The sequence below is a fragment of the Antribacter sp. NEAU-D49 genome (assembly GCF_057158775.1).
Window position 1 is genome coordinate 117177 of record NZ_JBXTSN010000010.1, and the last position, 24504, is coordinate 141680.

Annotated in this window: 17 protein-coding genes; 11 read left to right on the forward strand and 6 right to left on the reverse strand. The window is 75.0% G+C overall.

The genetic code is table 11. The annotated features are described in order from the left end of the window. Positions 1–41: 41 nt before the first annotated feature. Positions 42–2351 (forward strand): beta-L-arabinofuranosidase domain-containing protein, encoded by a 2310-nt coding sequence (locus AC060K_RS10205; protein WP_483765093.1) that lies wholly within the window; start codon positions 42–44, stop codon positions 2349–2351. Positions 2352–2412: 61 nt separating this feature from the next. Here the strand turns inward: AC060K_RS10205 and AC060K_RS10210 are convergent, their stop codons facing one another. Further along, a complete protein-coding gene (locus AC060K_RS10210; protein WP_483765092.1) occupies positions 2413–3495 on the reverse strand; it encodes a hypothetical protein in 1083 nt (360 codons plus the stop codon). Between the two features lie 115 nt (positions 3496–3610). On the opposite strand from AC060K_RS10210, the gene AC060K_RS10215 reads away from it, so the two are divergent. Then, entirely contained in the window at positions 3611–4921 is a 1311-nt protein-coding gene (locus tag AC060K_RS10215; protein WP_483765091.1) for an APC family permease, read from the forward strand. 72 nt (positions 4922–4993) lie between these two features. Here AC060K_RS10215 and AC060K_RS10220 read toward each other — a convergent pair whose 3' ends face one another. Both AC060K_RS10220 and AC060K_RS10225 read right to left on the reverse strand, forming a co-directional pair. After that, complete coding sequence (locus AC060K_RS10220; RefSeq protein ID WP_483765090.1) at positions 4994–5833, reverse strand: alpha/beta fold hydrolase; 840 nt, start codon at positions 5831–5833, stop codon at positions 4994–4996. 167 nt (positions 5834–6000) lie between these two features. After that, entirely contained in the window at positions 6001–6462 is a 462-nt protein-coding gene (locus tag AC060K_RS10225; RefSeq protein WP_483765089.1) for a hypothetical protein, read from the reverse strand. Positions 6463–6616: 154 nt separating this feature from the next. Between AC060K_RS10225 and AC060K_RS10230 the strand changes: the two genes are divergently transcribed. Further along, positions 6617–8491 carry a hypothetical protein gene (locus tag AC060K_RS10230; protein ID WP_483765088.1) on the forward strand — a complete coding sequence of 625 codons (1875 nt, stop codon included), beginning with the start codon at positions 6617–6619 and terminating at the stop codon, positions 8489–8491. A 21-nt stretch (positions 8492–8512) separates the two neighbouring features. On the opposite strand, the gene AC060K_RS10235 is transcribed toward AC060K_RS10230, so the two are convergent. Together AC060K_RS10235 and AC060K_RS10240 are read right to left on the reverse strand one after the other, a co-directional pair. Further along, positions 8513–9145 (reverse strand): hypothetical protein, encoded by a 633-nt coding sequence (locus AC060K_RS10235; RefSeq protein WP_483765087.1) that lies wholly within the window; start codon positions 9143–9145, stop codon positions 8513–8515. A gap of 140 nt (positions 9146–9285) precedes the next feature. Continuing rightward, positions 9286–10140 carry a GNAT family N-acetyltransferase gene (locus AC060K_RS10240; RefSeq protein WP_483765086.1) on the reverse strand — a complete coding sequence of 285 codons (855 nt, stop codon included), beginning with the start codon at positions 10138–10140 and terminating at the stop codon, positions 9286–9288. A gap of 143 nt (positions 10141–10283) precedes the next feature. Here AC060K_RS10240 and AC060K_RS10245 point away from each other — a divergent pair, with 143 nt between their 5' ends. Next, positions 10284–10550: a hypothetical protein gene (locus AC060K_RS10245; RefSeq protein ID WP_483765085.1), complete on the forward strand. Its 267-nt coding sequence runs from the start codon at positions 10284–10286 to the stop codon at positions 10548–10550. A gap of 96 nt (positions 10551–10646) precedes the next feature. Here the strand turns inward: AC060K_RS10245 and AC060K_RS10250 are convergent, their stop codons facing one another. Beyond that, complete coding sequence (locus AC060K_RS10250) at positions 10647–11621, reverse strand: hypothetical protein (RefSeq protein WP_483765084.1); 975 nt, start codon at positions 11619–11621, stop codon at positions 10647–10649. Positions 11622–11809: 188 nt separating this feature from the next. Between AC060K_RS10250 and AC060K_RS10255 the strand changes: the two genes are divergently transcribed. The 7 genes from AC060K_RS10255 to AC060K_RS10285 form a co-directional block, all read left to right on the forward strand. Then, positions 11810–13387 (forward strand): pyridoxal phosphate-dependent decarboxylase family protein, encoded by a 1578-nt coding sequence (locus AC060K_RS10255; RefSeq protein ID WP_483765083.1) that lies wholly within the window; start codon positions 11810–11812, stop codon positions 13385–13387. Further along, positions 13384–14742 (forward strand): lysine N(6)-hydroxylase/L-ornithine N(5)-oxygenase family protein, encoded by a 1359-nt coding sequence (locus AC060K_RS10260; protein ID WP_483765082.1) that lies wholly within the window; start codon positions 13384–13386, stop codon positions 14740–14742. Before AC060K_RS10255 ends, AC060K_RS10260 begins: the two co-directional genes overlap by 4 nt. Next, entirely contained in the window at positions 14739–17249 is a 2511-nt protein-coding gene (locus AC060K_RS10265; protein WP_483765081.1) for a GNAT family N-acetyltransferase, read from the forward strand. Before AC060K_RS10260 ends, AC060K_RS10265 begins: the two co-directional genes overlap by 4 nt. Beyond that, on the forward strand, positions 17246–20035 hold the full coding sequence (locus AC060K_RS10270; protein ID WP_483765080.1) for a penicillin acylase family protein: 2790 nt from the start codon (positions 17246–17248) through the stop codon (positions 20033–20035). Before AC060K_RS10265 ends, AC060K_RS10270 begins: the two co-directional genes overlap by 4 nt. Next, complete coding sequence (locus AC060K_RS10275; RefSeq protein ID WP_483765079.1) at positions 20032–20793, forward strand: GNAT family N-acetyltransferase; 762 nt, start codon at positions 20032–20034, stop codon at positions 20791–20793. The genes AC060K_RS10270 and AC060K_RS10275 overlap by 4 nt, the downstream gene beginning before the upstream one ends. 24 nt (positions 20794–20817) lie before the next feature. Next, positions 20818–22728: an ABC transporter ATP-binding protein gene (locus AC060K_RS10280; protein WP_483765078.1), complete on the forward strand. Its 1911-nt coding sequence runs from the start codon at positions 20818–20820 to the stop codon at positions 22726–22728. Between the two features lie 14 nt (positions 22729–22742). After that, positions 22743–24504 (forward strand): ABC transporter ATP-binding protein (locus AC060K_RS10285; RefSeq protein ID WP_483765333.1); only part of this gene is annotated, 1762 nt, incomplete at its 3' end.

The following is a 24504-nucleotide window of genomic DNA, read 5'->3' on the forward strand; positions in this document are numbered from 1 at the left end:
GCGCTGCCGCCGGGCGGCACGTCCCACCCCGAGGAGCCGCGTTGTCCACGACCACCGCCCAGCCCGCCACGTCCGGCCGGACGTTCCCGCTCGGCGCCGTCCGGCTCGGCCCCGGGCGCTTCGCCGAGGCGCAGCAGCGGGCGCTCGAGGCGGTGCTCGACCTCGACCTGGACCGCCTTCTCGCGCCGTTCCTGGCGGGTGCGGGGCTGCCCGCCGAGGCCGCGCGGTACGGCGACTGGGAGTCGGGGGGCCTCGACGGCCACATCGGCGGGCACGCCCTCTCGGCCCACGCCAAGCTGTGGGCTGTCACGGGGCTGCCGGTGCTCCGCGAGCGCCTGGAGCACCTCCTCGACGTGCTCGAGCGGTGCCAGGACGCCGTCGGGACCGGGTACGTCGGTGGGGTCCCTGATGGTCCGGCGCTGGGCGAGGAGCTCGCGAGCGGGCAGATCGACTCCGACCTGTTCAACCTCAACGGTCGCTGGGTCCCCGTCTACAACCTGCACAAGACGTTCGCCGGGCTCGTGGACGCCGCCACCCATGGCGGCTCCGAGCGGGCGCTCCGTATGGCGGTGCGCTGGGCCGACTGGTGGCTCTCTGTCACGAAGGCGCTCACCGGCGAGCAGGTGGAGCAGGTCCTGAGGGCCGAGTTCGGCGGGCTGAACGAGACGTTCGTCGAGCTCGGCAGGCTCGTGGGGCGCGAGGACTACGTCGCCGAGGGGCGCAGGCTGGCCCACCGCCGGCTGCTGGACCCGCTCGCCGCGGGCGACGACCCGCTCGACGGGCTGCACGCCAACACCCAGATCCCGAAGGTGCTCGGCTATCAGCGCCTCGCCGACGAGGAGCGGTTCGCCGCGGCGGCCGACGCGTTCTGGTCGTCGGTCGTGGAGCGCCGGACCCTGCCGGTGGGTGGCAACAGCGTGCGGGAGCACTTCCACCCGGCGTCGGACTTCACCGAGGTGATGACCGACCGGGAGGGCCCGGAGACCTGCAACTCCCACAACCTCGTGGAGCTCGCGCGCCTGCGGCTGGACCGCCGGCCCGACGCGGCCGCCGTCGACCTCGCCGAGCGTGCCCTGGTCAACCACCTGCTCTCGTCGGTGCACCCCCGCCGCGGCGGGTTCGTGTACTTCACGCCCATGCGGCCCGCGCACTACCGCGTGTACTCGCGGCCGCACGTGTCGATGTGGTGCTGCGTCGGGTCGGGCCTGGAGGGCCACACGCGGTACAACGAGCTGGCCTACACGCACGACGGGCCGGACCTCCGCGTCGAGCTCTATACCCCGTCCGTCCTCGACTGGGCGGCGGAGGGGCTGCGCGTCGAGCAGTCCACCGAGCCGCCCTTCGACGCGGAGGCCCGCCTGCTCGTCACCTCGGCCGAGCCCCGCGAGCGCACCGTCCGCCTGCGCGTCCCGTCCTGGGGCACGCTGGCGGGCCTCGTCGTGGACGGGTCCGCGGTGGAGCCCGTGGTCGTCGACGGCTACGCGGAGGTGACCAGGACCTGGAGGGGCACGACGACGGTCGTGGCCCGGTTCCAGCCCCGGCTCACCGCCGAGCGGCTGCCCGACGGGTCGGCCTGGGTCGCCTTCCGGTACGGGCCGGTGGTGCTCGCCGCGCGGGACGGCGGCGACGACCTCGCCGGCCTGGTGGCGGGGGAGGACCGCATGGCGCACATCGCTCACGGCCGGGCGGTGCCGCTGCGGCAGGCCGGCATCGTCGTGGCTGACCCGCCGGAGGCCGCAGCGTCCGTCGTGGACCGCCGGACGCTCACCTTCGAGCTGGCCGTGGTGCGGGAGCGCGACGGCGTGCTGGTGCCCGGCACGGTGCTGCTCGAACCGTTCGCGGGCATCCACGACGAGCGGTACACGGTCTGCTTCCCCGCGGACCCGGACCCCGCGCGGGCCCTCGACCGGCTCGCCGCCTTGGACGCCGCCGACGCGGCCGCCGCAGCGGTGCTCGACCGGGTCACCGCCGGTGAGCAGCAGCCCGAGGTGGACCACGGGTTCACGGGGGAGGGAACGCGCGCCGGGGGTGGCGGCGGCATCCACTGGCGCAGCACCACCGGGTGGTTCGAGTACCGGCTCCGCTGTCCTGAGCGTCCTGCGGCGGTGCGGCTGCGGTACCTCGACCACCCCGGGCGCGCGCACCGGGTGCTGCTCAACGGGCTCCCGGTGGACCCGTCCCGCACGCTCACCACCCCGGCCGACGGCGAGGGCCTGGCCGAGGTCGAGTACGACCTGGTGGAGGCCGTGCGTTCTGCGGGCCTGGTCGGAGAGGTGGTCTTCCGGCTGGAGGCGGCCGACGGCGCGGAGAGCGGCGACGTGCTGACGGTGGAGGTCGTGGAGCGGGGCTGAGCGCCGGCTCGGCCGCGCGACCAGGCAAGTGTTCCCCGTCTGGGCGCCGGAAGGGGAACAGCTACCTGGTCGGCGGCGGCTCCGTGGTGGCGGCCTCCTCCTCGGCAGCCTCCGCCGCCTCCATGCGGTCCGGCCGGAGGGCGACCTCCAGCGCCATGAAGACCAGCACGTCCAGGACCAGCCCGAAGGACGCTGTCCAGCGCACGGCCCGGAACACCAGGAGCTGGGTGAAGAGCAGGCTGACGAGCACCGCCCGGCGCACCCACACGGCGCCGCGCAGCCCGTCGCGCCGGCCCACCACCACGCCGACGGCGAGCAGGACCACCGTCGCGGACACGGCCGCGAGGATGGCCGCGCCGGTCCACCCCGGCACCCCGGGCACCCGACCTGCCAGCACCTGGATCCCCACGAGGGCCTCACCCGCGGACACCAGCAGAATGAGCCCGATCGCGAGCCACGCGCCCCACGTGCGCCCCACGAGCGCGTCGAGCCACCGGACCACCCGGTCCGCCCCCGAACGCACCACGTCGGGGACGTCGGCGTCGTCGTCGGGCACCGCCTCGACCAGGTCCGCGACGAGCTCCGCCCCGGGCTCGCCCGCGCCCTTGGCCGCGAGGGTGCGGGCCTCGTCACGGGCCGACGGCGTGAAGCCGCCCGCGAGGCCCGCCGCGAGCCGGTCGGCCGCGACCGCGAGGTACTCGGCCGGGTGGTGCTCCCGGCGACCGTGCAGCGCCTCGACCACCAGGACCAGCACCACGGTGACGAAGTAGATGATGGCCGCCGTGGGCGCGTAGAAGTAGTCGTTGTCGGCGGTGACGAACTTGCCGACCTCGTCGATGAACAGCCCGAAGCCCACGCCGCCCACGACCGCGCCCAGCGACCGCGGCGCGGGGCCCACGTACGACAGCAGCAGCATCATGGCCAGCGCCATGAGCAGGCCGCCCCACAGCACGTGCGCCACGTGCAGGTCGCCGCCGCCGAGCTGCGGGTAGCCGGCCGCGGCGAGGTAGGCCCGCGTGGCGAGCACCGTCACCACGCTCGCCACGAGGAACGTCACCAGGTGGCGCACCGCGCTCGTGTCCCGGGGCGCCCCCAGGCGGAGCAGGTGGCCGCGGCCTGCGAGGCCGCCGGTCTCGGTCGTCATCGCGCGTCCTCCCGCCTGGCCCGTCCGTCGGGCAGGCACTCCCATTGTCCCGCAGCCACGGCGCATATCGGGCACGCGGAGGCGACTGCCCGGAAGCGGTGCCAGCCTGGAAGCCATGACGACCGGTGCCACAGACCCGGAGACCCGCCTCGCGCGCTCCGTGAGCGGCAGGCTCCTGTACCTCTTCATCCTGGGCGACGTCCTCGGCGCGGGCGTGTACGCCCTCGTCGGAGCCATGGCGGGGGAGGTGGGCGGGCCCGTCTGGCTGCCGCTCCTCGTCGCCCTCGGTCTCGCCCTGCTCACCGCGGGGTCGTACGCCGAGCTCGTGACCAAGTACCCCCGGGCCGGGGGCGCCGCCGTGTTCGCCGAACGGGCGTTCCGGAAGCCGGTCGTGTCGTTCCTCGTCGGGTTCTCCATGCTGGCCGCGGGCGTCACCAGCGCCGCCGGCCTCTCCCTCGCGTTCGCGGGCGACTACTTCGGCGCGTTCGTCGACGCTCCCGAGCGCCTGGTCGCCGTGCTGTTCCTCGCTGCCGTCGCCGTCCTCAACGCGCGCGGCATCCGCGAGTCCCTCGGCGCCAACGTCGTCATGACGATCATCGAGGTCAGCGGCCTCGTGGTCATCGTCGTGCTCGCCCTCGTGGTCCTCGGCCGGGGCGACGGCGACCTCGGCCGCGCCACCCGGTTCGCCGAGGGCACCACGCCCGCGCTGGCCGTCCTCTCCGCGGCGATCCTCGCCTACTACTCGTTCGTGGGCTTCGAGACGTCGGCCAACGTGGTCGAGGAGGTGCGCGACGTCCGCCGTGTGTACCCCCGCGCGCTCTTCGGCGCGCTCCTCACCGCTGGAGCCGTGTACGTCGCCGTCGGGCTCGCGGCCGTCACGGTCGTACCGCCCGAGACGCTCGCCGCCTCCAGCGGGCCGCTGCTCGAGGTGGTGGCCGCCGCCGGGATCGTGCCCGAGCGGCTGTTCTCCCTCGTCGCGCTCGTGGCCGTCGCCAACGGCGCCCTCCTCACCATGATCATGTCCAGCCGCCTCGCCTACGGCATGGCCGAGCAGGGCCTCCTGCCCGGGGCGCTCGGCCGGGTCCTGCCCGAGCGGCGCACCCCGTGGGTCGCGATCGTCGTCACCACGATCGTCGCGATGCTCCTCGTCTTCACCGGCGACCTCGCGGCGCTCGCGGAGACCGTGGTGCTGCTCCTGCTCCTCGTCTTCATCAGCACCAACGTGGCGGTGCTGGTGCTGCGTCGCGACCACGTGGAGCACCCCCACTTCCGGGTCGCGACGGTGGTGCCCTGGCTCGGCGTCGCCAGCTGCGTGCTGCTCCTCAGCCAGCAGTCGGGCGCGACGTGGCTCCGCGCGGGAGCACTGCTGCTCGTCGGCGTCGTCCTGTACGTGGTCATGCGGATCTCCGGGCGGCGGCGCGCCTGACCGGAGCGCGCCCGGCCCGGGCCCGGCCCGCCGTCGGCCCGACCCCGCCACGGCCCGCCGTCGGCCCGTCGCCTAGCGTGTCGTGTGAGCGAGCACCTCGCGCACCACCAGGGGCCACGTCTCCGGCGGGGGCACCTGATGGCCCATCCGGTCGAGCAGGACGAGACGCGCGCCGGGGATCGCCTCCGCGAGCGCCTCGCCGTGGGCCGGCGGGAACAGCGGGTCGGCGGTGCCGTGCAGCACGAGCGTCGGCGCAGCGACGTCGGCGAGGCTACCGGTGGTCTCCGTGCCGCTCACCTGCCAGTGGTTGGCGGCAGCCGCCGGATCGTGCGCCCGTGCGACGGTGCGGCGCGCGGTCTTCAGCGCCCGGACCGGGTCGTAGCCGGCCCCCTGGAACGGTCGCTCCGCCTCGGCGAGGTACCACGCGACGGCCTCGTCGTCGGCCCAGTCGGGGTCCGGCGGCGGGTCGGCGAAGAGCGCCTGGACCACGGGGTCGGGCCCCGGCAGGTCGTGACCCGTGGCGACCACGGGCGACGTCGCTACCAGGGTGAGCGTCAGGACCCGTTCGGGATGGTCCAGGGTGAGCGTCTGCGCGATCCCGCCCCCCATCGACACGCCCATGAGGTGCGCCCGTTCGATTTCCAGGCCGTCGAGCACGCGCAGCGCGTCGAGCGTCAGGTCGTCGCCCGAGTAGGAGGGCTTCCCCGGCGCGCCGGTCGTGGAGCGGCCGGTGTCCCGGTGGTCGTAGCGGACCACGAACCGGCCGCCGGCGGCGAGCGCCGCGCACAGCGCGTCGTCCCAGCCGTCGAGGGAGGAGGCCGCGCCGCTGATGAGCAGCAGGGCCGGGTCGCGGGGGTCGCCGCAGGTGGAGGCGCACAGGACGGCGCCGGGGACGGACAGCAGGTGCTCCATACGGGATCCGACGACGGAGCGGCCCGGTTCTCATCGGTGCTCACCGGGTGAGAGCGCCTGCAGCGCCTGCTGTGGGTATGGCTGTGGTGTGAACTCCGGCCGGAATTCACACCACAGCCATACCCACAGCAGACGGGGGAGGAGCTGACCGGGGACGAGGACTCGGCTCAGCCCGCGTCGAAGCGGTCCTCACCCTCCTCGTCCGGGTCGTCCTTCGGGTGCTGGCCGGGAACGGATCCACCCTGCTGCGGACCGCCCTGGCTCTGGCCGCCGCCCTGGTCCTGGCCGAACCCCTCCGACTCGCCCGCGCTCTCGGCCTCGTCCAGCGGGTCGTCCGTGGGGACCTCCTCCGACGGCTGGACCGGCCAGTCCGGGCCGCGCTGCGCGTCGCCGGTGAAGTCCTGCGACGAGCTCTCTCCCGGCACCGGCATGTCGGGGTCGTCCTGCCCCGAGCCGCCGCCGGCTTCCTGACCACCCTCGTCGCCGCCCGCCGCGGAGTCGCCCGAGCGCAGGTCACCGCCACCCGGACCGCCCGCGAACTGGTCTCCGGGCTGCTCCGGCCATGCCGGCGCCGCACGCTGCACCTGCTCGTCCTGGGACTGCGTCGAGTCGTCGGGCTGGTTGCTCATGACGAACCTCCTTCACTGGGACCTTGCGGCCACCGTAGGCAGACCGGCGCCCGCTCGCAGCCGCCGGGGGTGAACTTGCCTCCCGCCACTCGTCCCGCGCGCCACCGTGCGGTGGGATGGACTGCCGAACATTCGCCCCCCGGAAGGCCGTCCCATGGGCACCGTCCCGGTTCTTCGTCCGCTCGCCACCGCCGCCGCGGTGCTGTCCCTCCTGGCGCTCGCGGCCTGCACGGCCGGAGCCGGGGCGGGCGGTGCGACGCCGTCGTCGGCCGCGCCCTCGCCCGAGCCCGACCCGGGGATCGTCGCCCTCGGCGAGCTCCTCGACGACGACGGCGTGCTGCCGCTCGACGTCGCCCAGCGGATCTTCGCGGCGGAGGTGGGCCCGCTGCCGGGGGTGGAGCCGCTGGACCTGTCCGCCGACGGGCACCACCACGACCTCGGCGGCCTGGCGGCCCGGCGCGTGCTGGGTGCCCGCGACGAGCTGCCCGCCGACGTCGTCGCGGCCGCCGACGCGGCCCTCGAGCCCGGGGAGGGCGAGGAGGAGGTGGAGGTGGAGCCGGGCCGGTCGCGGGAGGGCGCGGGCGGCGCCGTCGACCCGGACGCCGTGCCGACCCGGGAGGAGCTGCGGGAGATCGTGGCGCAGATCGTGGCCGGGCTCGAGGAGCGCAGCGGCCACGACCTACGGCTCCCGGTCCGGGCCAGGACCGTGCGCGAGGGGGTGATGCGCGACCTGGGGCGGGCGTCCGGCGTGTACGGCACCGGCGAGCGGCCGACGGCGTGCCGGGTGGCGCTGAACCCGTCGATCTACGGACCGGACACCGCCTCGACGACCAGCACCATCGCGCACGAGCTGTGGCACTGCTTCCAGCTCGACGCGGACCTGGAGGCGTTCGAGTCGGGGCCCGACTGGCAGATCGAGGGCCAGGCCGAGTGGGCGGGGGAGGCGTTCGCGGGGGGCTCGGGAAGCAGCGCCGCGCCCTGGGACACCTGGCTGACCCTGCCGGAGCAGGCGCTGAACCGCCGGAGCTACGACACGATCGGTCTCTACGCGGTGGCGGCGGCCGCGGGGGCGGACCCGTGGCGAACGATGCTGCCGATGCTCGGCGAAGGGGTCACGACGGCCGTGGAGACGCTCTTCGGCGGGATGGCCGCGGCGGACGCGGTGCGGACCCAGGCGATGGCGCTGGTGCGCTACCCCGACCTCGGCACCGAGTGGGAGTCCACCGGCCCGGGCATCACCCGGGCCCGGACCGAGCTGTACCTGCGGGTGGGCGACGGCGGCACGGAGGAGACGCGGCTCGCCGTCGGACGGTTCGGTGCCCTGCCGGTGCGGCTGGTCCCGAGCGGGGTCGCCATCCTGGAGGTGACGCTGGAGGGCGGGGTCGCGGGCGCGGTCGAGCTGCCTGGCACGGGCACCGTCCCGCTGGCGCCCGGTGCCGGCGTGCGGTTCTGCCTCGATGCTGCCGAGTGCGAGTGCCCCGACGGCACCACCCCGCCGGGGCTGCTTCCCGCCGGCGCGGGGCCGGGCGTGGCGGCCGCGGGCGCCGTGGAGCCGGGCGACGTGGCGGTCCGTGCGCGGTCCGTCTCCCTGGAGGAGGCCTGCGAGCGCAGCCTGGTGGGCACGTGGACCGCCGACTACGACGACGTGGTCAGCGCCATGCGGCCCGACGCGGGCGCGTCGCCGATGGACTGCGACGGCGACTACACGATGACCTTCGCCGAGGACCTGACGTGGACCGGCGGGTACCAGGCTGCGTGCACGCTGTTCGAGCGGACGGGCACGGGGACCGTCAGCTTCACCGCCACCTACACCGACGACGGCTCCACGTTCGTCCTGGCCGGCCTCACCGGCGACGGCACGATGATCCTCGACGGCACCCCGATTACCCCGTTCCCCGGGCTGGAGTACGTCCGGGCGGCGTTCAGCCAGCCGGCCCCGTACGTCCTGGTGGACGAGAACACGCTCCTGATCTCGTACAGCACCCCGGAGGGCGGGGCGAGCCAGGTCACGTACACGCGGGTGTCGTGACGGGGGTCGGCGTCGGCCCTGCTACTGGAGGGCGACCACCAGGGACACCGCCGCGAGCGCCAGGCCCGCCCCGCCGACGGACCAGCCGATGGTGATGTTGCGGCGGGTCGTGGCGGCGAGCTGCGCGAGCTCGGCCCGGGTGGCCTGCAGCTCCGCGAGCACGGCGGCTGTCTCCCCGCGGGCGGCCGACGTCTCCGACTGGGCGTTCCGGGCCTCGACGACGGCCGCGGCCGCGTCGGACTGGGCTGCCTGGGCATACCCGAGCGCGGCGTGCGCCTCGGACCGTGCGGTGTCGGCCTGGGCGGCCGCGCCGTCGGCGATCTTGAGCGCGCTGGACGCGAGCCCGGCGAGGTCGTGGAGGCTCCAGGGGTCCTGGCCGCCGTCGTCGGCGTGGTGCGCAGCGTTCGCGGGCGCTGCCTGCGGGGCGGGAGCCGCGGCGTGGGGCGCGGGAGTGTCGAGGTCGCCCCGGTCGAGGTCGGCGTCGGTGACGGGGACGGCGAGGTCGAGCCGGGCGAGCTGCTGGCGCACCTCCGCGGTGAGGTCGTTGAGGAAGCCCCAGCCACGGCGCTGCCGCGGGGTGGCGTGCCGCGGGGTTCCGGGGCCGGCGGTCAGGGGCTCGAAGGTGTCGGCCGGGGCCGTGTCGTCGGTCGCCATGGGTGAAGACCGTACATGCCGGGCGCGTGCCGCCGCCGCACTGGGCCTCTCAGCCGTGTGATCGGTAGTTCGGTGCGTGATCGGCAGTTCGAACTGCCGATCACGCACCGAACTACCGATCACACGGGCAACCCGGTCGGCTACGGGAGATCGAGGATCACGACGGTGTCGCCCGTCGCGGGGAGCCGCGCCAGGACCTGGGTGAAGTGCGGGTCCGACACGTGGCCGTCGAACGTCAGCCGGCCGATGCCCGCCGACCCGAGCACGGCCAGCGACTCCCGAGTGCATGCAGCGACCAGGGCCTCGCCGTCGGCGGTATGGCGGGCCTCGGTCTCCACGGTCAGGACGGGGAGCGGATCGTCGTCCGGATAGGCGAGTGCCAGGGCGAGGATCTCGCCCGCCGGGCCGACGGCACAGGTGGACGCGTCTCGGTCGGCCTCCTGGGCCGACCGCAGCAGCCACGGCTCGAACCCGTCTGCGACCGGCGCCCACCCCTCGTGCTGCCAGCGGTACTGGTCCACCACGGCCCGTTCGAGGTCAGGGACCGGGAGGTCGCGCGCCGGGACGGTGCGGATCTCGTCGGGGAGGGGCCAGGGATCGAGGGCGGCGAGCGCCTCCGCGACCTCGACCTCCATGGGCGGGCAGCGCTGGACGACGCCGCCGCCGAGCGACTCCAGGAACCGGTGGGCCGCGGACCCGTGAGGGGCCCTTGCCCGGAAGGGCCGCGGATCCGGGCGAAGGCGTGCGAGCTCCCGGACGAGCTGCGTACCCAGACCGTGGCGACGCCGGTCGGGCCGGACCCGAACGTCGAGGTAGAGCCGGGAGTCGTGCACCCGCCCGGCGAACGCCTGAGCGACTCCGACGAGGTGCCCGCCCTCCTCGGCGAGGACGGCCCTGGAGGAGCGGTCTCGCCAGCTGTCCGGCTTCAGGTGAAGCCCGTCGAGCCACGCCGGGGCGCGCTCGAGGTCGGCGGGTGCGACGGGCCGGAGGATCACGGCAGCATCGTCGCACCCGGGTCGCCGAGGGTGTGGGTGGGCCCGTCTAGGGTCGTGGTCGAGCCGGTCGTGGGGTGGCGGATCTTCTCTCGGTCGCTATACTCGAACATACGTACGAGTCGCTGGGTGAGAGGGGTGCTGAGATGGACGAGCCGATCCGGGCCGGCGTGTCACCGGTCGAAGGGGCGTTCGCCGCGCTCGTGGCCTCGGCGCGCGAGCGGCCGCGAGTGACCTACCTGTCGCGTGCCGACCTGCGCGCCGGTGGTCCTGCGGCGTCGTACCCGTCGTCCCACCCGTCGGCGGGTCGCGCTGCCCGGCGTGCGCCGACGCGGATCGTGCTGCGGGCGGGCATGGACCTGGACGACCCCACGGCTGCCCGGCCGGCGGCGGGCGGCGCAGGCTCCCACTGACCGGGCTGGCCGGCGTTGCCCCCGTCGGCCGGCCCCGCCCGTCGGTTCGAGCGGCGAGCGCCCCCGCGCCCGCTTGCTCGAGCCGGCGAGCAACCCCTACATCGGCAGGATCGCCCCCACCACCGCGGCGACGACACCCACGAGCGTCGCCACCACGGCCAGGGTCCGGGCGGACCCGGCCTTCGTGGCCGCGGCGTTCGCGGACTCGGTCGCCGCGCCGCTGCTGGTCGTCGCCGTCTGGGCGGTCGTCGTCGCGGACGCGGCGGCGGCCTTCGCCTGCTCGGCCTCCTCGCGGGCGGCGGTGGCCTCGTCGGCCGCGGCCGTGAGTGCCTGCTGGAGCTCGGCCACCTTGACAGCGAGCTCGGCGAGCTGCGCCGCTGCCGCCTCGCGTGCCTCGGTGGCGGCCGCCGCGTCGCTGTCGAGCCGGGTCACGAGCTCCTCGCGCAGCTCCTCGGCGGTGAGCGCCTTGACGGGGCGCTCCAGGAACGCGTCCGCCCAGGTACGGCGCGAGCGTGCCCCCCCGGCACCGGGCGTCCGCGGGGCGGACCCGCCGTCCGCGGACGGCACGCGGGGGAGCGACCCGGTGGAGACCGTCGACTCCCCAGCGGCCGAGGCTGCCGCGAGCGCGGCGGCCTTGACCGACGCGACCACCTGCACCCCGCCGGCAGCGGGCTCCACGTCCACGACCGGCGCGGCGTAGTCGTCGTCGGCCGCGGTGCCGGCTGCCCTGCCGTGGTCCGCAACCGCAGCACCGTTGCCGGGCGCCGCTCCTTCGGGACTGTCGGCGCCACCTGCGGAGGAGGCGGCTTCGGCTGCCGCCGTCGCCGCCGCGGTGGTCGCCGACTCGGGGATCTTGATCGGGGCCGTCAGCAGGGCGCGCAGCCGCTCGAGCCGGTCCACGTTGTAGTCGCCGATCGAACCGGCGGCCGCCTCCGCCGCGCCCGCCTCCGCCGCCTCCGCCGCGCCCGCCTCCGCCGCCGCGCCCTGCGAGGCGGCTGCGGCCTCCTCGACATCGGGTGTGTTCTCTGTCACGTCGTGCCCGGTCTGCGTCGCGCCACTGTCCGAGGTCATGACGGAAAGGTACCGATCCTGGGCGCTCGTGCGAAGGGCTTGGCGGCGCGTGGCACGGAATCGCCGGACCGGATCACGGGCACCGGGTTGACGGCGGCCCCGCTTCCATTAAGTTAGGCCAGGCATACCTTACTTGGTAGCCCTGGCGAACGTGCCGGTCCCTTTCCCATGCCCGAGGAGCCCTTCGCATGCCCTCAGCCCTGCCCGAGGCCGGCGGACTGTCCGCGACGGCGTCGTACGACCCCGCCGCCCTGCTGCGCACCGCGACCGCCGAGCACTATGCCGCGACGGTCCACGGCGTGGTCGACGACGTCGCTGCGCGGCTCGCGGCCGTCACCCAGCCGTTCTCGGGCGCGAGCCGTTCCGAGCTGCAGGCGCTGGTCGACGCGGTCGACCTGGACGCCCCGGGCGCCGGCACGCAGGAGGCGCTCCGCGAGGTGGCCGACCTCTACGCCACCCACGCCATCTGGTTCCACGACCCCGCCTACACGGCGCACCTGAACTGTCCCGTGGCGATCCCCGCGGTCGCGGCGGAGGCGATGCTCGCGGCGATCAACACGTCGGTCGACACGTACGACCAGTCCACGGTCGCGACGCTCATGGAGCAGCGGGTGGTCGCGTGGACGGCGTCGCGGATCGGCTTCGAGCCGGCATCGGCGGAGAACCCGGCGGGGGCCGACGGCGTCTTCACCTCGGGCGGCACGCAGTCCAACTTCCAGGCCCTGTTCCTGGCCCGCCAGCGGGCCCGCCGCACGGGCGCGCCGCTCGAGCGCCTGCGCATCCTCGCCACGGAGGCGAGCCACTTCAGCGTCGCCAAGTCCGCGCTCCTGCTCGGCCTGGCCGACGACGCCGTCGTCGCCGTGCCGACCGACCTCACGGGCCGCATGGACGCGGACGCGCTGGCCGCGGCCCTGACGAGCACGTCCCGCGCGGGTGACACGGTCATGGCGGTGGTCGCGACGGCGGGCACCACCGACCGTGGCTGCATCGACCCGCTGGCCCCGATCGCCGACCTCTGCGACGCGACCGGCACCTGGCTCCACGTCGATGCGGCGTACGGCTGCGGCCTGCTCGTGAGCCCGGCCCGCCGCCGCCTCCTGAACGGCATCGAGCGCGCCCGCTCGGTCACCGTCGACTACCACAAGGCGTTCTTCCAGCCGGTCAGCTCCAGCGCCCTCATCGTGCGCGAGCGGGCCGACCTGGGCCCGGTCGCCTGGCACGCGGACTACCTGAACCCGCTGGAGAACGCCGAGCCCAACCAGGTCGACAGGTCGCTGCAGACCACGCGCCGGTTCGACGCCCTCAAGCTCTGGACCACGCTGCGCGCCCTCGGCGCCGACGGTATCGGCGCGATGGTCGACGCGTTCTGCGACCTCACCCAGGCCGTCCACGCCGTGGTCGACGCCGACCCGGACCTCCGCCTCCTCGCCCCCACGGACCTGAGCACGGTCCTCTTCCGCTACGAGCCGGACGGCCTCGACCCGGCGCACGCCGACGAGCTCGTGCCGCAGATCCGCCGCGTCCTGTTCGACTCCGGCCGCACCCTCGTCGCCAAGACCGTCATCGACGGCCGCCCCTGCCTCAAGCTCACCCTCCTCAACCCGGACGTCACGCTCGACGACGTCCGTGGCGTCCTCGAGCTGGTGCGCTCCGCTGCCCAGGGTCTCCTCGCGGGCGAGGAGCTCGCCGAGGACGACGCCCCGCCCTGCCGTACCGTCCACCCTCGTCTCGCCCGCTCGGGTGAGACGGCCCTGGAGTCCCTGTGAACCGCACCTACGACCTCGTCGGCATCGGCGTCGGCCCGTTCAACCTGGGCCTGGCCGCGCTGGCGGACCCCCTGCCCGACGTCGACGCCGTCTTCCTCGACCAGGCGGACGAGTTCCGCTGGCACCCCGGGATGATGCTGGAGGGGGCCACCATCCAGGTCCCCTTCCTCGCCGACCTCGTGACCATGGCCGACCCCACGTCGCCCTACTCGTTCCTCAACTTCCTCAAGCACACGGGCCGCCTGTACCCGTTCTACATCCGGGAGTCGTTCTTCCCCCTGCGGTCCGAGTACGACCAGTACTGCCGCTGGGTGAGCGAGCGCCTGACCTCGCTGCGCTGGGGGAGGCGCGTGACCGCCGTCGTGCAGACCGGCGACGGGTTCGAGGTGACCGCGCAGACGGCCTCCGGCACGGAGACGTACCGGGCGCGGCACGTGGTCCTGGGCGTGGGCACGACGCCGCGCGTCCCGGAGGCGTTCCGCGGGCTGGCCGGCGCGAGCGCGGCGGGTGCCGGCCCCGTGGTCCACACCGCCGACTACCTCCCGAACCGCGACGCCCTCGTCGCGAGCGGCGCGGTCACCGTCGTGGGCAGCGGGCAGAGCGCCGCGGAGGTGTACCGCGACCTGCTCGACGACGCCGGCCCCGGTCTCACCCTCGACTGGGTGACCCGCTCGCCCCGGTTCTTCCCGATGGAGTACACGAAGCTGACGCTCGAGCTGACGTCGCCCGAGTACACCGACCATTTCCACGGCCTGCCCGGCGCCCTGCGCGACACCCTGGGCCGCGAGCAGCGCAACCTCTACAAGGGCATCAGCGGCGACCTCGTGGACGACATCTACGAGACCCTCTACCGCAAGTCCGCCCTGGGCCGCCCCGTGCCGACCACCCTGCTCACCGACACGGCGGTGACGGACGCCCGCACCGACGGTGACGAGCACATCCTCACCCTGCGGCACAACCAGCTCGGCACGACGGCGGAGCACCGCACCCGCGCGGTCGTCGTCGCCACGGGCTACGGGTCGTCCGTACCGGACTTCCTCGACCCGGTGCGCCACCTGCTCAACCTCGACGAGCGCGGCCGGTTCGCCGTCGCCCGCGACTACACGGTGGACGACGCCCGCCGCGTCCACGTCGTCAACGCCGAGGAGCACACGCACGGCGTCACCGCCCCCGACCTGGGCTTCGGCGCCTGGCGCAACTCCGTCATCCTGGCGGGCGTCACCGGCCGGGAGGTCTACCCGGTGGAGCGGCGCATCGCGTTCCAGCAGTTCGGTCTCCCCGGCGCGGGGGCCCCCGCCGACGACGCCGGCACGCACCCCGCGCAGCAGGCACCCCTGGCGGAGGTGGCCCGGTGAGCGCCGACGTCGTCGTCCCGCAGGCCGCCCGCGAGGCCGCGCCGCCCGCCACCCCGGCGACCGCGCCCCGCTTCTCCGCGCCGTCCCGCCTCGGGACCCTGACCGTCGAGCCGGTCGACCCCGCCCGCGACGCCGCCCTGGTGCAGGGCTGGCTCGCCCACCCCGCGTCGGCGTTCTGGCAGATGGGCTCGCTCACCGCCGACGAGGTGCGCGACTACCTCGCCTCGGTGGTCGCACACCCGCACCAGGACGCGTGGCTCGGCCGCCTCGACGGCGAGCCGCTGTTCCTCGCCGAGACCTACGACCCGCGGCACGTCGCGCTCGCGGGCGTGCACGACGCCCTGCCGGGTGACCTGGGCATGCACCTCCTGGTCGCCCCGCCCGTCGCCCCGCGCGCGGGCCTCACGGACGCCGTCTTCGGCACGGTCATGCGGTTCTGCCTGGGCGAGCCGGACGACGGCGGCCTCGGCGCGCTCCGTGTCGTCGTCGAGCCGGACGTGCGCAACACCAAGATCGCCGCCAAGAACGCGGCCGCCGGCTTCCGCGTGCTGCGCGAGGTGGAGCTGCCGGGCAAGCGCGCCGCCCTGTCGGTCTGCACGCGCGAGGACTACGCGGCGTCGCCCCTCGGCGACGGGCCGGAGCTCGCCCCGCACCTGCGCCCTGACCTGGGCGAACGCGCGCACCGCCACCTGGTCGCCAAGGCGATCGCCGAGTTCACCCACGAGCGCCTCTTCCTGCCCGAGCGCGCCGACGGCACCCCCGCCGATGGGTCCCACGTGCACGACGAGCCGCTCGACTACGTGCTCGCCCTCGACACCGGCGACTGCACGGTGGAGTACCGCTTCGCGGCCCGCCGGTACGCCCTCGAGCACTGGGTGATCGACGAGGCAGGTCTGACGCGCACCGTCGCCGGCGCCCCGGCGCCCGTCGACGCGCTCGAGCTGGTCGCCGAGCTGCAGCCGCTCCTGCACATCCCCGACGACCTGCTCGCGGTGTACCTGGAGGAGCTGTCGTCCACGCTGGCCAGCGGGGCCGCGAAGCTCGAGCGGGAGACGAGCGGCGCCTCGCCGTCGTCGGCCGGCCTCGTCGCGGCGCTCGTGCCGGACGCCGTCGGCCCGGAGCCCGGCGACGACCGCCGCCTCGCCGCCGACGCCTTCCAGGCCGTCGAGGCCGCGATGACCGAAGGCCACCCGGGCTTCGTGGCGAACAACGGCCGCATCGGCTTCGCCCTCGACGACTACCGCGCCTACGCCCCCGAGCGCGGCGCGCGCCTGCGGCTCATGTGGCTCGCGGCCCGCCGCGAGCACTCCCACCTGGCGCTCGGTGCCGGACCCGACGGCGCCCCGCTGACCGAGGCCGAGCACTACGGGGCGGAGCTGTCGGGCGCGGAGCGGCAGGCGTTCGCCGACCGGCTCACCGCCCGCGGCCTCGACCCCGCCGGCTACCTCTACCTGCCCGTCCACCCCTGGCAGTGGCAGCACCGCGTGCCGCTCACGTTCGCCGCGGACGTGGCGCGCGGCGACCTCGTGCCCCTCGGGCCCGGCGGTGACGAGTACCAGCCGCAGCAGTCCATCCGCACCATGCTCAACCGGACGCGACCCGAGCGGCACTACGTCAAGGTGGCGCTCGCGATCCAGAACATGGGCTTCCTGCGCGGCCTGTCGCCCGCGTACATGCGCGCGACACCCGCGATCAACGACTGGGTGGCGGGCCTCGTGACCGGCGACGCGACCCTCCAGGGTGCCGGGTTCGGCGTGCTGCGCGAGCTCGCGTCGGTGGGCTACACCGGCGACGTCTACCACCGCACGCCGAAGCCGAACGCGCACCGCAAGATGCTCGCGGCACTGTGGCGGGAGTCGCCCCTGCCGCGCCTCGCGCCGGGGGAGCGGCTCGCCACGATGGCCTCCCTGCTGCACCGGGACGCGTCGGGGCAGGCGCTGGTGAGCGGGCTGGTGCGGGCCTCGGGCGTCACGCCCACAGCCTGGGTGCGCGCGTACCTCGACGCGTACCTCTACCCGCTCGTGCACTGCCTCCTCGCGCACGACCTCGCCTTCATGCCGCACGGCGAGAACCTCATCCTCGTGCTCCGCGACGGCGTGGTGCGGCGCACCCTGATGAAGGACATCGGCGAGGAGATCGTCGTGGTGGGGGACCGGGCGCTGCCCGAGGGCATCGAGCGGGTGCGGTCCGTGGTGCCCGACGACGAGAAGGCGCTCGCCATCTTCACCGACGTGTTCGACGGCGTCCTGCGGCACCTGGCGGGCATCCTCGCCACGGACGGGGTGCTGCGCGAGGACCGGTTCTGGGCCCTCGTGGCCGAGGTGATCGACCGGCACCGGTCGGAGCACCCGGACCTGCGCACCGGGGTGGACCTCCGGGCCCAGCGGTTCGCGCACTCCTGCCTGAACCGGCTCCAGCTGCGCAACACGCTGCAGATGGTCGACCTCGCCGACCAGTCCGGCTCGCTCATCTACGCCGGCGAGATGCCGAACCCGGTGGCCCGGTGACCCACGCGTTCGAGCTCTACCGGGACGGCCTCGGCGTGCCCCACGTCCGCGCCGCCGACGAGGGGGCGCTCGCCTACGGGCAGGGCTACGTCACGGCCCTGGACCGGGGCTGGCAGATCGAGGTGGACCGGTGGCGGGCCGAGGGGCGGCTCGCGGAGCGCCTCGGCCCGGCGGGGCTGGAGTGGGACCGGTTCGCCGTGCAGGTGCGGCTCGCCGACACGGCCCGCCGCGTGCACGCCGCGCTGCCCTCGGCGGAGCAGGCCTGGCTCGCCGCGTACACGGCGGGGGTGAACGCGGGCCTCGCGGAGGGCACGCACGGCGCCCCCGAGCTCGCCGCCCTCTCCGAGCTCGAGGGCCCGCTGCCCGACGTCGAGCCGTGGCCCACCTGGGCGCCGGTCGGCGTCTTCCTCGTGGCGCACGTGCTGTTCGGCGGGTTCGCCAACGTGCTGTGGCGCGACCACGTGGCCCGCACGCTCGGCCCGGCCTTCCCCGGGGTGGCCGCTGAGCAGCTGGCCGCCCTGTTCGCCGCCGACGCCGGACCCTCCTCCGGGTCCAACGCCTGGGCCGTGCACGGCTCGCGCACCACCTCCGGCGCGCCGCTCCTCGCGGGGGACCCGCACCGGCTGCTCGAGCTGCCCGGCGTGTACCAGCAGGTGCGGCTCGCGTGCGACGAGTACGACGTGGTCGGGCTCGCCTTCCCCGGCGTGCCCGGGGTGCAGCACTTCGGGCACACGGGCGATGCCGCCTGGGGCATCACCAACGCGATGGCCCACCACACGGAGGTCTTCGCGGAGCGGCTCCGCCGTCGTGCCGCGGACCGGGACCTGCTGCCCGACTGGTCCGACGCCTGGGGCGGGCCCGGTGCCTGGAGTGGGCCCGGACAGGCTCCCTCACAGGCGGCGGTGGAGGCGCACGGCCCGGACGGGTGGGAGCCCGCCGCGTCCGGCAGCGAGGTGGTGCTCGTCCGTGGCGCCGAGCCCGTGACGGTCCCCTGGGTGGAGACGGCCCGAGGCCCCGTGGTGGCCGGGCTCGCCCGCTCCCTCGATGAGTTGTCAGACGCTCCCCGGCCTGTGCGCCGGGGAGCGTCTGACGGCTCCGGGGAGGAGGTGGCGTACTCCGTGCGCTGGCCCGTGCGGGCCGGCGCCGACCTCGGGATCGGTTCGTGGCGCGCCCTGCTGCGGGCGCGGTCGGCGCGCGACGTCGCCGACGCGTTCACCGGCTGGGTGGACCCCGTGAACCGGGTCCTCGCCGCCGACCGCACCGAGATCCTCAGCCTGACCGCCGGCCGCCTCGCCGAGCGGTCGCCCCGCGAGCGGGTGCTCCCGGTAGCGGCCTGGACCGACGCCGCCCGCCCCCGGCCCTGGGTTCGGCTCCCCGAGCCGGTCGCCGTGACCGACGTGGCGGTGGACGCCAACGAGCGCCCGGCGACGTGGGGTGCGGGGGAGGCGCACGGTGACGGCGTGCCGGGCGGTGTGCCGGGCGGTGAGCCGGCCGCCGTGCCGGGCGGCGACGGTGTGCCCGGCGGTGTCCCGGCGGACCGTCGGCCCGGCCGCGAGGCGCACGCGCTCGGCTGGGCGTACGCCCCCCATCGCGCGGACCGCATCCGGGAGCTGCTCGCTGCGGCCCCGGCCGGCGGCGAGCGGCCCGAGACGCAGCAGCGGGTGCACGGTGACACGGTCCACCGTGGAGCGCCCGCACTGCTGTCCTGGCTGGACCCTGCCGCCGACACCCTCGCTCGATCGGCAGTTCGGGGCGTGATCGGCAGCTCGGACTACCGAACACGCTACGAACTGCCGAACACGCAGGGCGCGCGCCCGGAGGCCGCAGCCGCGCGAGCCAGTACGACGGAGCTCACGTCCCAGGTGCTCGACGCCGCCCGCCGGCTTCACACCTGGTGCGACGCCGGCGCGCGGATGGACGCGGGCTCGACAGGCGCGGCGCTGTTCGCCGCCTGGCGGCACGCGCTCGTGCGCCGCGTGGCCGCCCACCCTGTCCTCGCACCGTTGCGCGACGCCACCGACGCCACCGACGCCACCGCCGCCGCCGACCCCGTGGCCCGCTACGGCGTCATCTTTGCGCCGTGGTTCTCGCTGACCGCCCGCGTCGCAGAAGGGCTCGCGAGCATCCTTGCCGCGGCCGGCCCCGCCGGCCCCGCCGGCCCCGCCGGCCCCGCCGGCCCGGCCGACCCCGCCGACCCCGCCGGCCCGGCCGACCCCGCCGGCCCCGCCGGCCCGGCCGGCCCGGCCGACCCCCCGCGACCAGGAACCCCTTCCCCCTCCGACGGCCACACGGGGAACAGCTTCCTGGTCGCCGGGCCCGGCGGCGAGCGGCTCGACCCGCGCGCCGAGGCCTGGGCCGCCCTCGCTGAGGTCGTCGCCGCCCGGGTGACGGCCGCACCCGGGCGAGCGACCGGCGTCGGGCACAGGGACGTCACCTGGGGCGAGACTCACCGCCTCCACCCCCTCCACGTGCTGGCCGACGTACCGGGCGCCGAGACGCCCGGCGTCCCCGCCGTGGCGCTCGCGGGCGACTCCGACACCGTGCGCTGCACGGCGTCCGCGCCGGGCACCACGGACCTGTCGTGGCGGGGGTCCGTCGCGCGCTGGGTGTGGGACCTGTCCGACCGGGAGCGCAGCCGCTGGGGCGTGCCGTTCGGGGCGAGCGGCGACCCGCGGTCGCCGCACTTCGCCGACCAGCTGGAGACCTGGGCGGACGCGGGAACCGCGCCCGTCGTGACCGACTGGGCGCGCCTGCGGCGCGTCACGAGAGTGGAGGTGGCCCCATGACGGAGCCCACGAACCAGACCCCCGAGCCGACGACGGCCCCCGCGACGGCCCCCGCCACCGCCACCGACCGCCTCCTCGGCGGGTCGCGCGGCCAGGAGGTGTGGCGCACCGAGCTGGGCCCCGCGGGGACCGTGACGGTCCACGTGCTCGACCCCGAGGCAGACGCCGCCCTGCTCCACGGCTGGTTCACCGAGCCGCGTGCCGCCTTCTGGGGGCTGGGCGACCTCACGCCCGACGAGGTCTGCGAGACCTACGAGTTCGTGGAGTCGCTCCCCACCCACAACGCCTACCTGGTGCGCTGGGACGGCGAGCCCGTGGTGCTCCTGCAGGCGTATCACCCGGAGGACGACCCGGTCGCCACCGCCTACGAGGCCGCGCCGGGTGACCTCGGGTTCCACTTCTTCCTCGGCGGCCGCGGGCGCGGACTCCTGCCCGCGTGGGCCGTGCTGGGACCGGCCATGATCGAGTTCCTGTTCGCGCCCGAGGCGGTGGCCCGGCTCGTCGGCGAGCCCGACGCCCGCAACGAGAAGGCCGTCGCCAGGACCGTCGACATGGGCTTCGACCTGGGGGAGCGCGTCACCTTCGAGTCCGCCTACGGTCCCAAGGACGCCTGCCTCGTCTACCTCGGCCGCGACAAGGGGCTCGCGCTCGCGGAGGCGGGCCGGGCGGCGCTCGCGGAGGCGCTGGCGGCCGCCACGCCGGACCCGGCGGGCGCCGGCGCGGACGCCCCGCCCAAAATGGATGCTTACGCTAACTAACGACCTTGGGGGATAATGGGGGTGATGCCAACCACACCCACCTCCCCAGCGTCAGCCACGGCCGCGGAACCTCGAAACGCATCGACCGACCTGTCGACGTTCGGCTCGATCCGCCGGCTGTACCCCTTCGTCCGCCCCGCCATGCCGCGCCTCGTCGGCGGTCTCCTGTCCGCGCTCGGCGCGAGCCTCGCGGCGCTCGCCATCCCGCAGGCCCTCAGGTGGGTGGTCAACGGGCCGCTCGCCGCGGGCGCGCAGGAGCACGACTGGCGCGGCCTCGCCGTGGCCGTCGCCATCGTGCTGGTCCTCGGCCTGGCCGAGGCGGGCCTGATCCTGCTCCGCCGCACCCTCGTCATGTTCCCTGGAACTCAGGTCGAGGCGGACATGCGGATGGCGCTGTTCCGCCACCTGCAGAACCTGCCGATCGCGTTCCACGACCGGTGGCCGGGCGGACAGCTGCTGTCGCGCATCATGGGCGACCTCGGCCTGCTGCGCCGCTGGCTCATCTTCGGCGTGCTGCAGCTGGTCGTCAGCGCGACCACGATCGTGGTCGGCATCGGCATCCTCGTCGCCACGGCGGGGTGGCTGGGCCTGGTGTACCTGGCCGGGGCCGTCCCCGTGGTCGTGATCGTCTTCCGGTTCTCCCGCAAGTACCGGCTCGTCTCGCGCCAGTCGCAGGACCAGTCGGGCGACCTCGCCACCACGGTCGAGGAGTCCGTGCACGGCATCCGGGTGCTCAAGGCGTTCGGGCGGGGCCGCGACGCGCTCGCGACCTTCACCGACCAGGCCGACGAGCTCCGCCGCACGGAGATGAAGAAGGCGTCCGTCGACGCGGGCCTCATGACGAGCCTGACACTCATCCCGGAGCTCACGATCGCGGCGTGCGTGGTGCTCGGCACCGTCCTCGCCGTGGACGGCCAGATCGACCTGGGCGACCTGGTGATGTTCTTCGCCACCACCGCCGTCATCAACGGCCCGGTGGTGGACCTCGGCATGACCCTGTCGATGACGCTCAACGCGCGCACCGCCGTCGACCGCTACTTCGAGGTGCTCGACACGCCCAACACCGTGAGCGACCCGGCCGAGCCGGTCCGCGTGCCCGTCCCAGCCGGCGAGGTCAGCCTGCGTGACGTCACCTTCCGGTACGAGGACGCGGAGCGTCCGGTGCTGGAGCACGTGGACCTGGACCTGCCCGCCGGGACGACGACGGCGCTGGTCGGCCTCACCGGTTCGGGCAAGTCGACCCTGGCGATGCTGGTGCCGCGGCTCTTCGACGTCACGGGCGGCCAGGTGCTGCTCGACGGCGCCGACGTGCGCGACCTCACCCGCGAGCAGGTGCGGTCCATGGTGGCCGTCGCGTTCGAGGACCCCACCCTGTTCTCGGCGTCGGTCCGGGACAACGTGCTCCTCGGCGTGAGCGACGACCTCCCCGCGGCCGAGCGGGAGGCCCGCCTGCACGAGGCGCTCGACGTGGCGCAGGCGCAGTTCGTCCACGACCTGCCGCTCGGCATCGACACCCGGATCGGCGAGGAAGGTCTCTCGCTGTCGGGCGGCCAGCGCCAGCGGCTCGCGCTGGCCCGGGCGGTGGCTGCCCGGCCGCCGGTGCTGGTGCTCGACGACCCGCTGTCGGCGCTCGACGTCACCACCGAGGAGGCGGTCACCGCCCGCCTCCGGGACGTGCTGCGCACCACGACGAGCCTGATCATCGCGCACCGGCCGTCCACCGTCGCGCTCGCCGACCGGGTGGCCGTGCTCCGCGACGGCCGCATCACCGCCGTGGGCACGCACACGGAGCTGCTGGCCCGCGACCCGCACTACCGGCACATCATCTCCAGCCTCGAGGAGGACTACGAGAGCCACGCCCGCGAGGGGGACCGGGACCTCGAGCCCGACCCGTACACCGACGCAGAGACCGAGCCCGAGGAGCAGAGCCTGTGACCGCCGAGGCCGCTGTGAGCCCCCGCCCCGCCGACCGTCCGGCCCACCGTCCGACCGACGCGGCCGCCGACGACGAGACCCGCCTCGACAAGGCGACCAGCCGCGCCGTCCGCTCCCGCTCGCTGTCGCTCCTCGGCAACCTCCTCCGTCCGCACGGCAAGGGCCTCACCTGGGCCGGCGTCCTCGTGGTGGCCTCCACGGCCGGGCAGGTCGCGGGTCCGTGGCTCGTGGCCAAGGCGATCGACGACGCGCTGCCCGCCCTGCGCGACGACGACCCGCGCCTGCTCATCTCGGTGGGCGTCGCCTACTTCATCGCCGCGGTCGTGGCGGGCCTGGCGATCGGCGCCTACCGGGTGGCGGCTGCCCGGATCGCGCAGACGGTGCTGCTCGAGCTGCGCCGCCGCGTGTTCCGCCAGACGCAGCGCCTGTCGCTGGAGTTCCACGAGTCGTACACGTCGGGCCGGATCATCTCCCGGCAGACGTCCGACCTGGAGGCCCTGCGCGAGCTGCTCGACGGCGGCCTGACCGGCGTCGTCTCCTCGCTGCTCGTCATGGTGTTCACGTTCGTCGGTCTGATGCTCGTGGACTGGCGCTCGGGCCTGGTGCTCGCCTGCGCGTTCGTCCCCGCCTGGTTCCTGACCCGGTGGTTCCAGCGCAAGTCCCAGGTGTACTACCGCGAGCAGCGCACGGCGTCGGCCCGCCTCATCGTGAAGTTCGTCGAGACCATGACGGGCATGCGCGCGGTGCAGGCGTTCCGCCGCGAGGCCACCACGGAGGCCGAGTACGACCGCCTCGGGCAGGAGTACCGCCAGGCCAACCTCCGCATCTTCGGCGTGAACGGCCGCTACCAGCCCGGACTCGTCCTGATCGGCAACGTCACCGTCGTGGCGGCGCTGGCCGTGGGCGGCTGGCGGGTGCTGGGCGGCACCATGGAGGTCGGCATGCTCGTGGCCGTGCTGCTGTACGTGAAGCGGTTCTTCCAGCCCATCCAGCAGCTCGGCATGTTCTACAACGCGTTCCAGTCGGCCGCGGCCGCGCTCGAGAAGGTGTCGGGGCTCCTGGCGGAGGAGCCGACCGTCGTCGAGCCGGAGAAGCCGGTGCCGCTGCCCGCGGCGAAGGGCGAGCTGCGCCTGGAGCACGTGCGCTTCCAGTACGGCGACGGGCCGGTCGTGCTCCCCGACCTGGACCTGACCATCCCCGCCGGCCAGACGGTGGCGCTCGTGGGCACCACCGGCGCCGGCAAGTCGACGGTGGCCAAGCTGGTCACGCGGTTCTACGACGCGACGGCCGGTCACGTGCGGCTCGACGGTGTGGACCTGCGGGACCTGTCGTCGGCAGACCTGCGCCGCGCCGTCGTCATGGTGACGCAGGAGGCGTACCTGTTCAGCGGGTCGGTGCGCGAGAACATCGCGCTCGGGCGGCCCGGCGCCACCCAGGACGAGATCGAGGCGGCGGCCAAGGCGGTGGGCGTCCACGACTTCGTCATGGCCATGCCCGACGGCTACGACACCGACGTGAACAAGCGCGGCGGGCGGGTGTCGGCAGGCCAGCGTCAGCTCCTGTCGTTCGCGCGCGCGTTCCTCGCCGACCCGGCCGTGCTGGTCCTCGACGAGGCCACGTCGTCGCTCGACCTGCCCGGCGAGCGGCTCGTCCAGCACGGCCTGCAGACCCTGCTCGCCGACCGGACCGCCATCATCATCGCCCACCGCCTGTCCACCGTGGCGATCGCCGACCGGGTGCTCGTCATGGAGCACGGCCGCGTGGTCGAAGACGGCA

Coding starts and splice junctions, on each gene's coding strand:
- AC060K_RS10245 (WP_483765085.1), top strand. CDS start 10,284: ATGGACGAGCCGATCCGGGCCGGCGTGTCACCGGTCGAAGGGGCGTTC.
- AC060K_RS10275 (WP_483765079.1), top strand. CDS start 20,032: ATGACGGAGCCCACGAACCAGACCCCCGAGCCGACGACGGCCCCCGCG.
- AC060K_RS10210 (WP_483765092.1), bottom strand. CDS start 3,495: ATGACGACCGAGACCGGCGGCCTCGCAGGCCGCGGCCACCTGCTCCGC.
- AC060K_RS10230 (WP_483765088.1), top strand. CDS start 6,617: ATGGGCACCGTCCCGGTTCTTCGTCCGCTCGCCACCGCCGCCGCGGTG.
- AC060K_RS10250 (WP_483765084.1), bottom strand. CDS start 11,621: ATGACCTCGGACAGTGGCGCGACGCAGACCGGGCACGACGTGACAGAG.
- AC060K_RS10220 (WP_483765090.1), bottom strand. CDS start 5,833: ATGGAGCACCTGCTGTCCGTCCCCGGCGCCGTCCTGTGCGCCTCCACC.
- AC060K_RS10235 (WP_483765087.1), bottom strand. CDS start 9,145: ATGGCGACCGACGACACGGCCCCGGCCGACACCTTCGAGCCCCTGACC.
- AC060K_RS10255 (WP_483765083.1), top strand. CDS start 11,810: ATGCCCTCAGCCCTGCCCGAGGCCGGCGGACTGTCCGCGACGGCGTCG.
- AC060K_RS10280 (WP_483765078.1), top strand. CDS start 20,818: ATGCCAACCACACCCACCTCCCCAGCGTCAGCCACGGCCGCGGAACCT.
- AC060K_RS10215 (WP_483765091.1), top strand. CDS start 3,611: ATGACGACCGGTGCCACAGACCCGGAGACCCGCCTCGCGCGCTCCGTG.
- AC060K_RS10225 (WP_483765089.1), bottom strand. CDS start 6,462: ATGAGCAACCAGCCCGACGACTCGACGCAGTCCCAGGACGAGCAGGTG.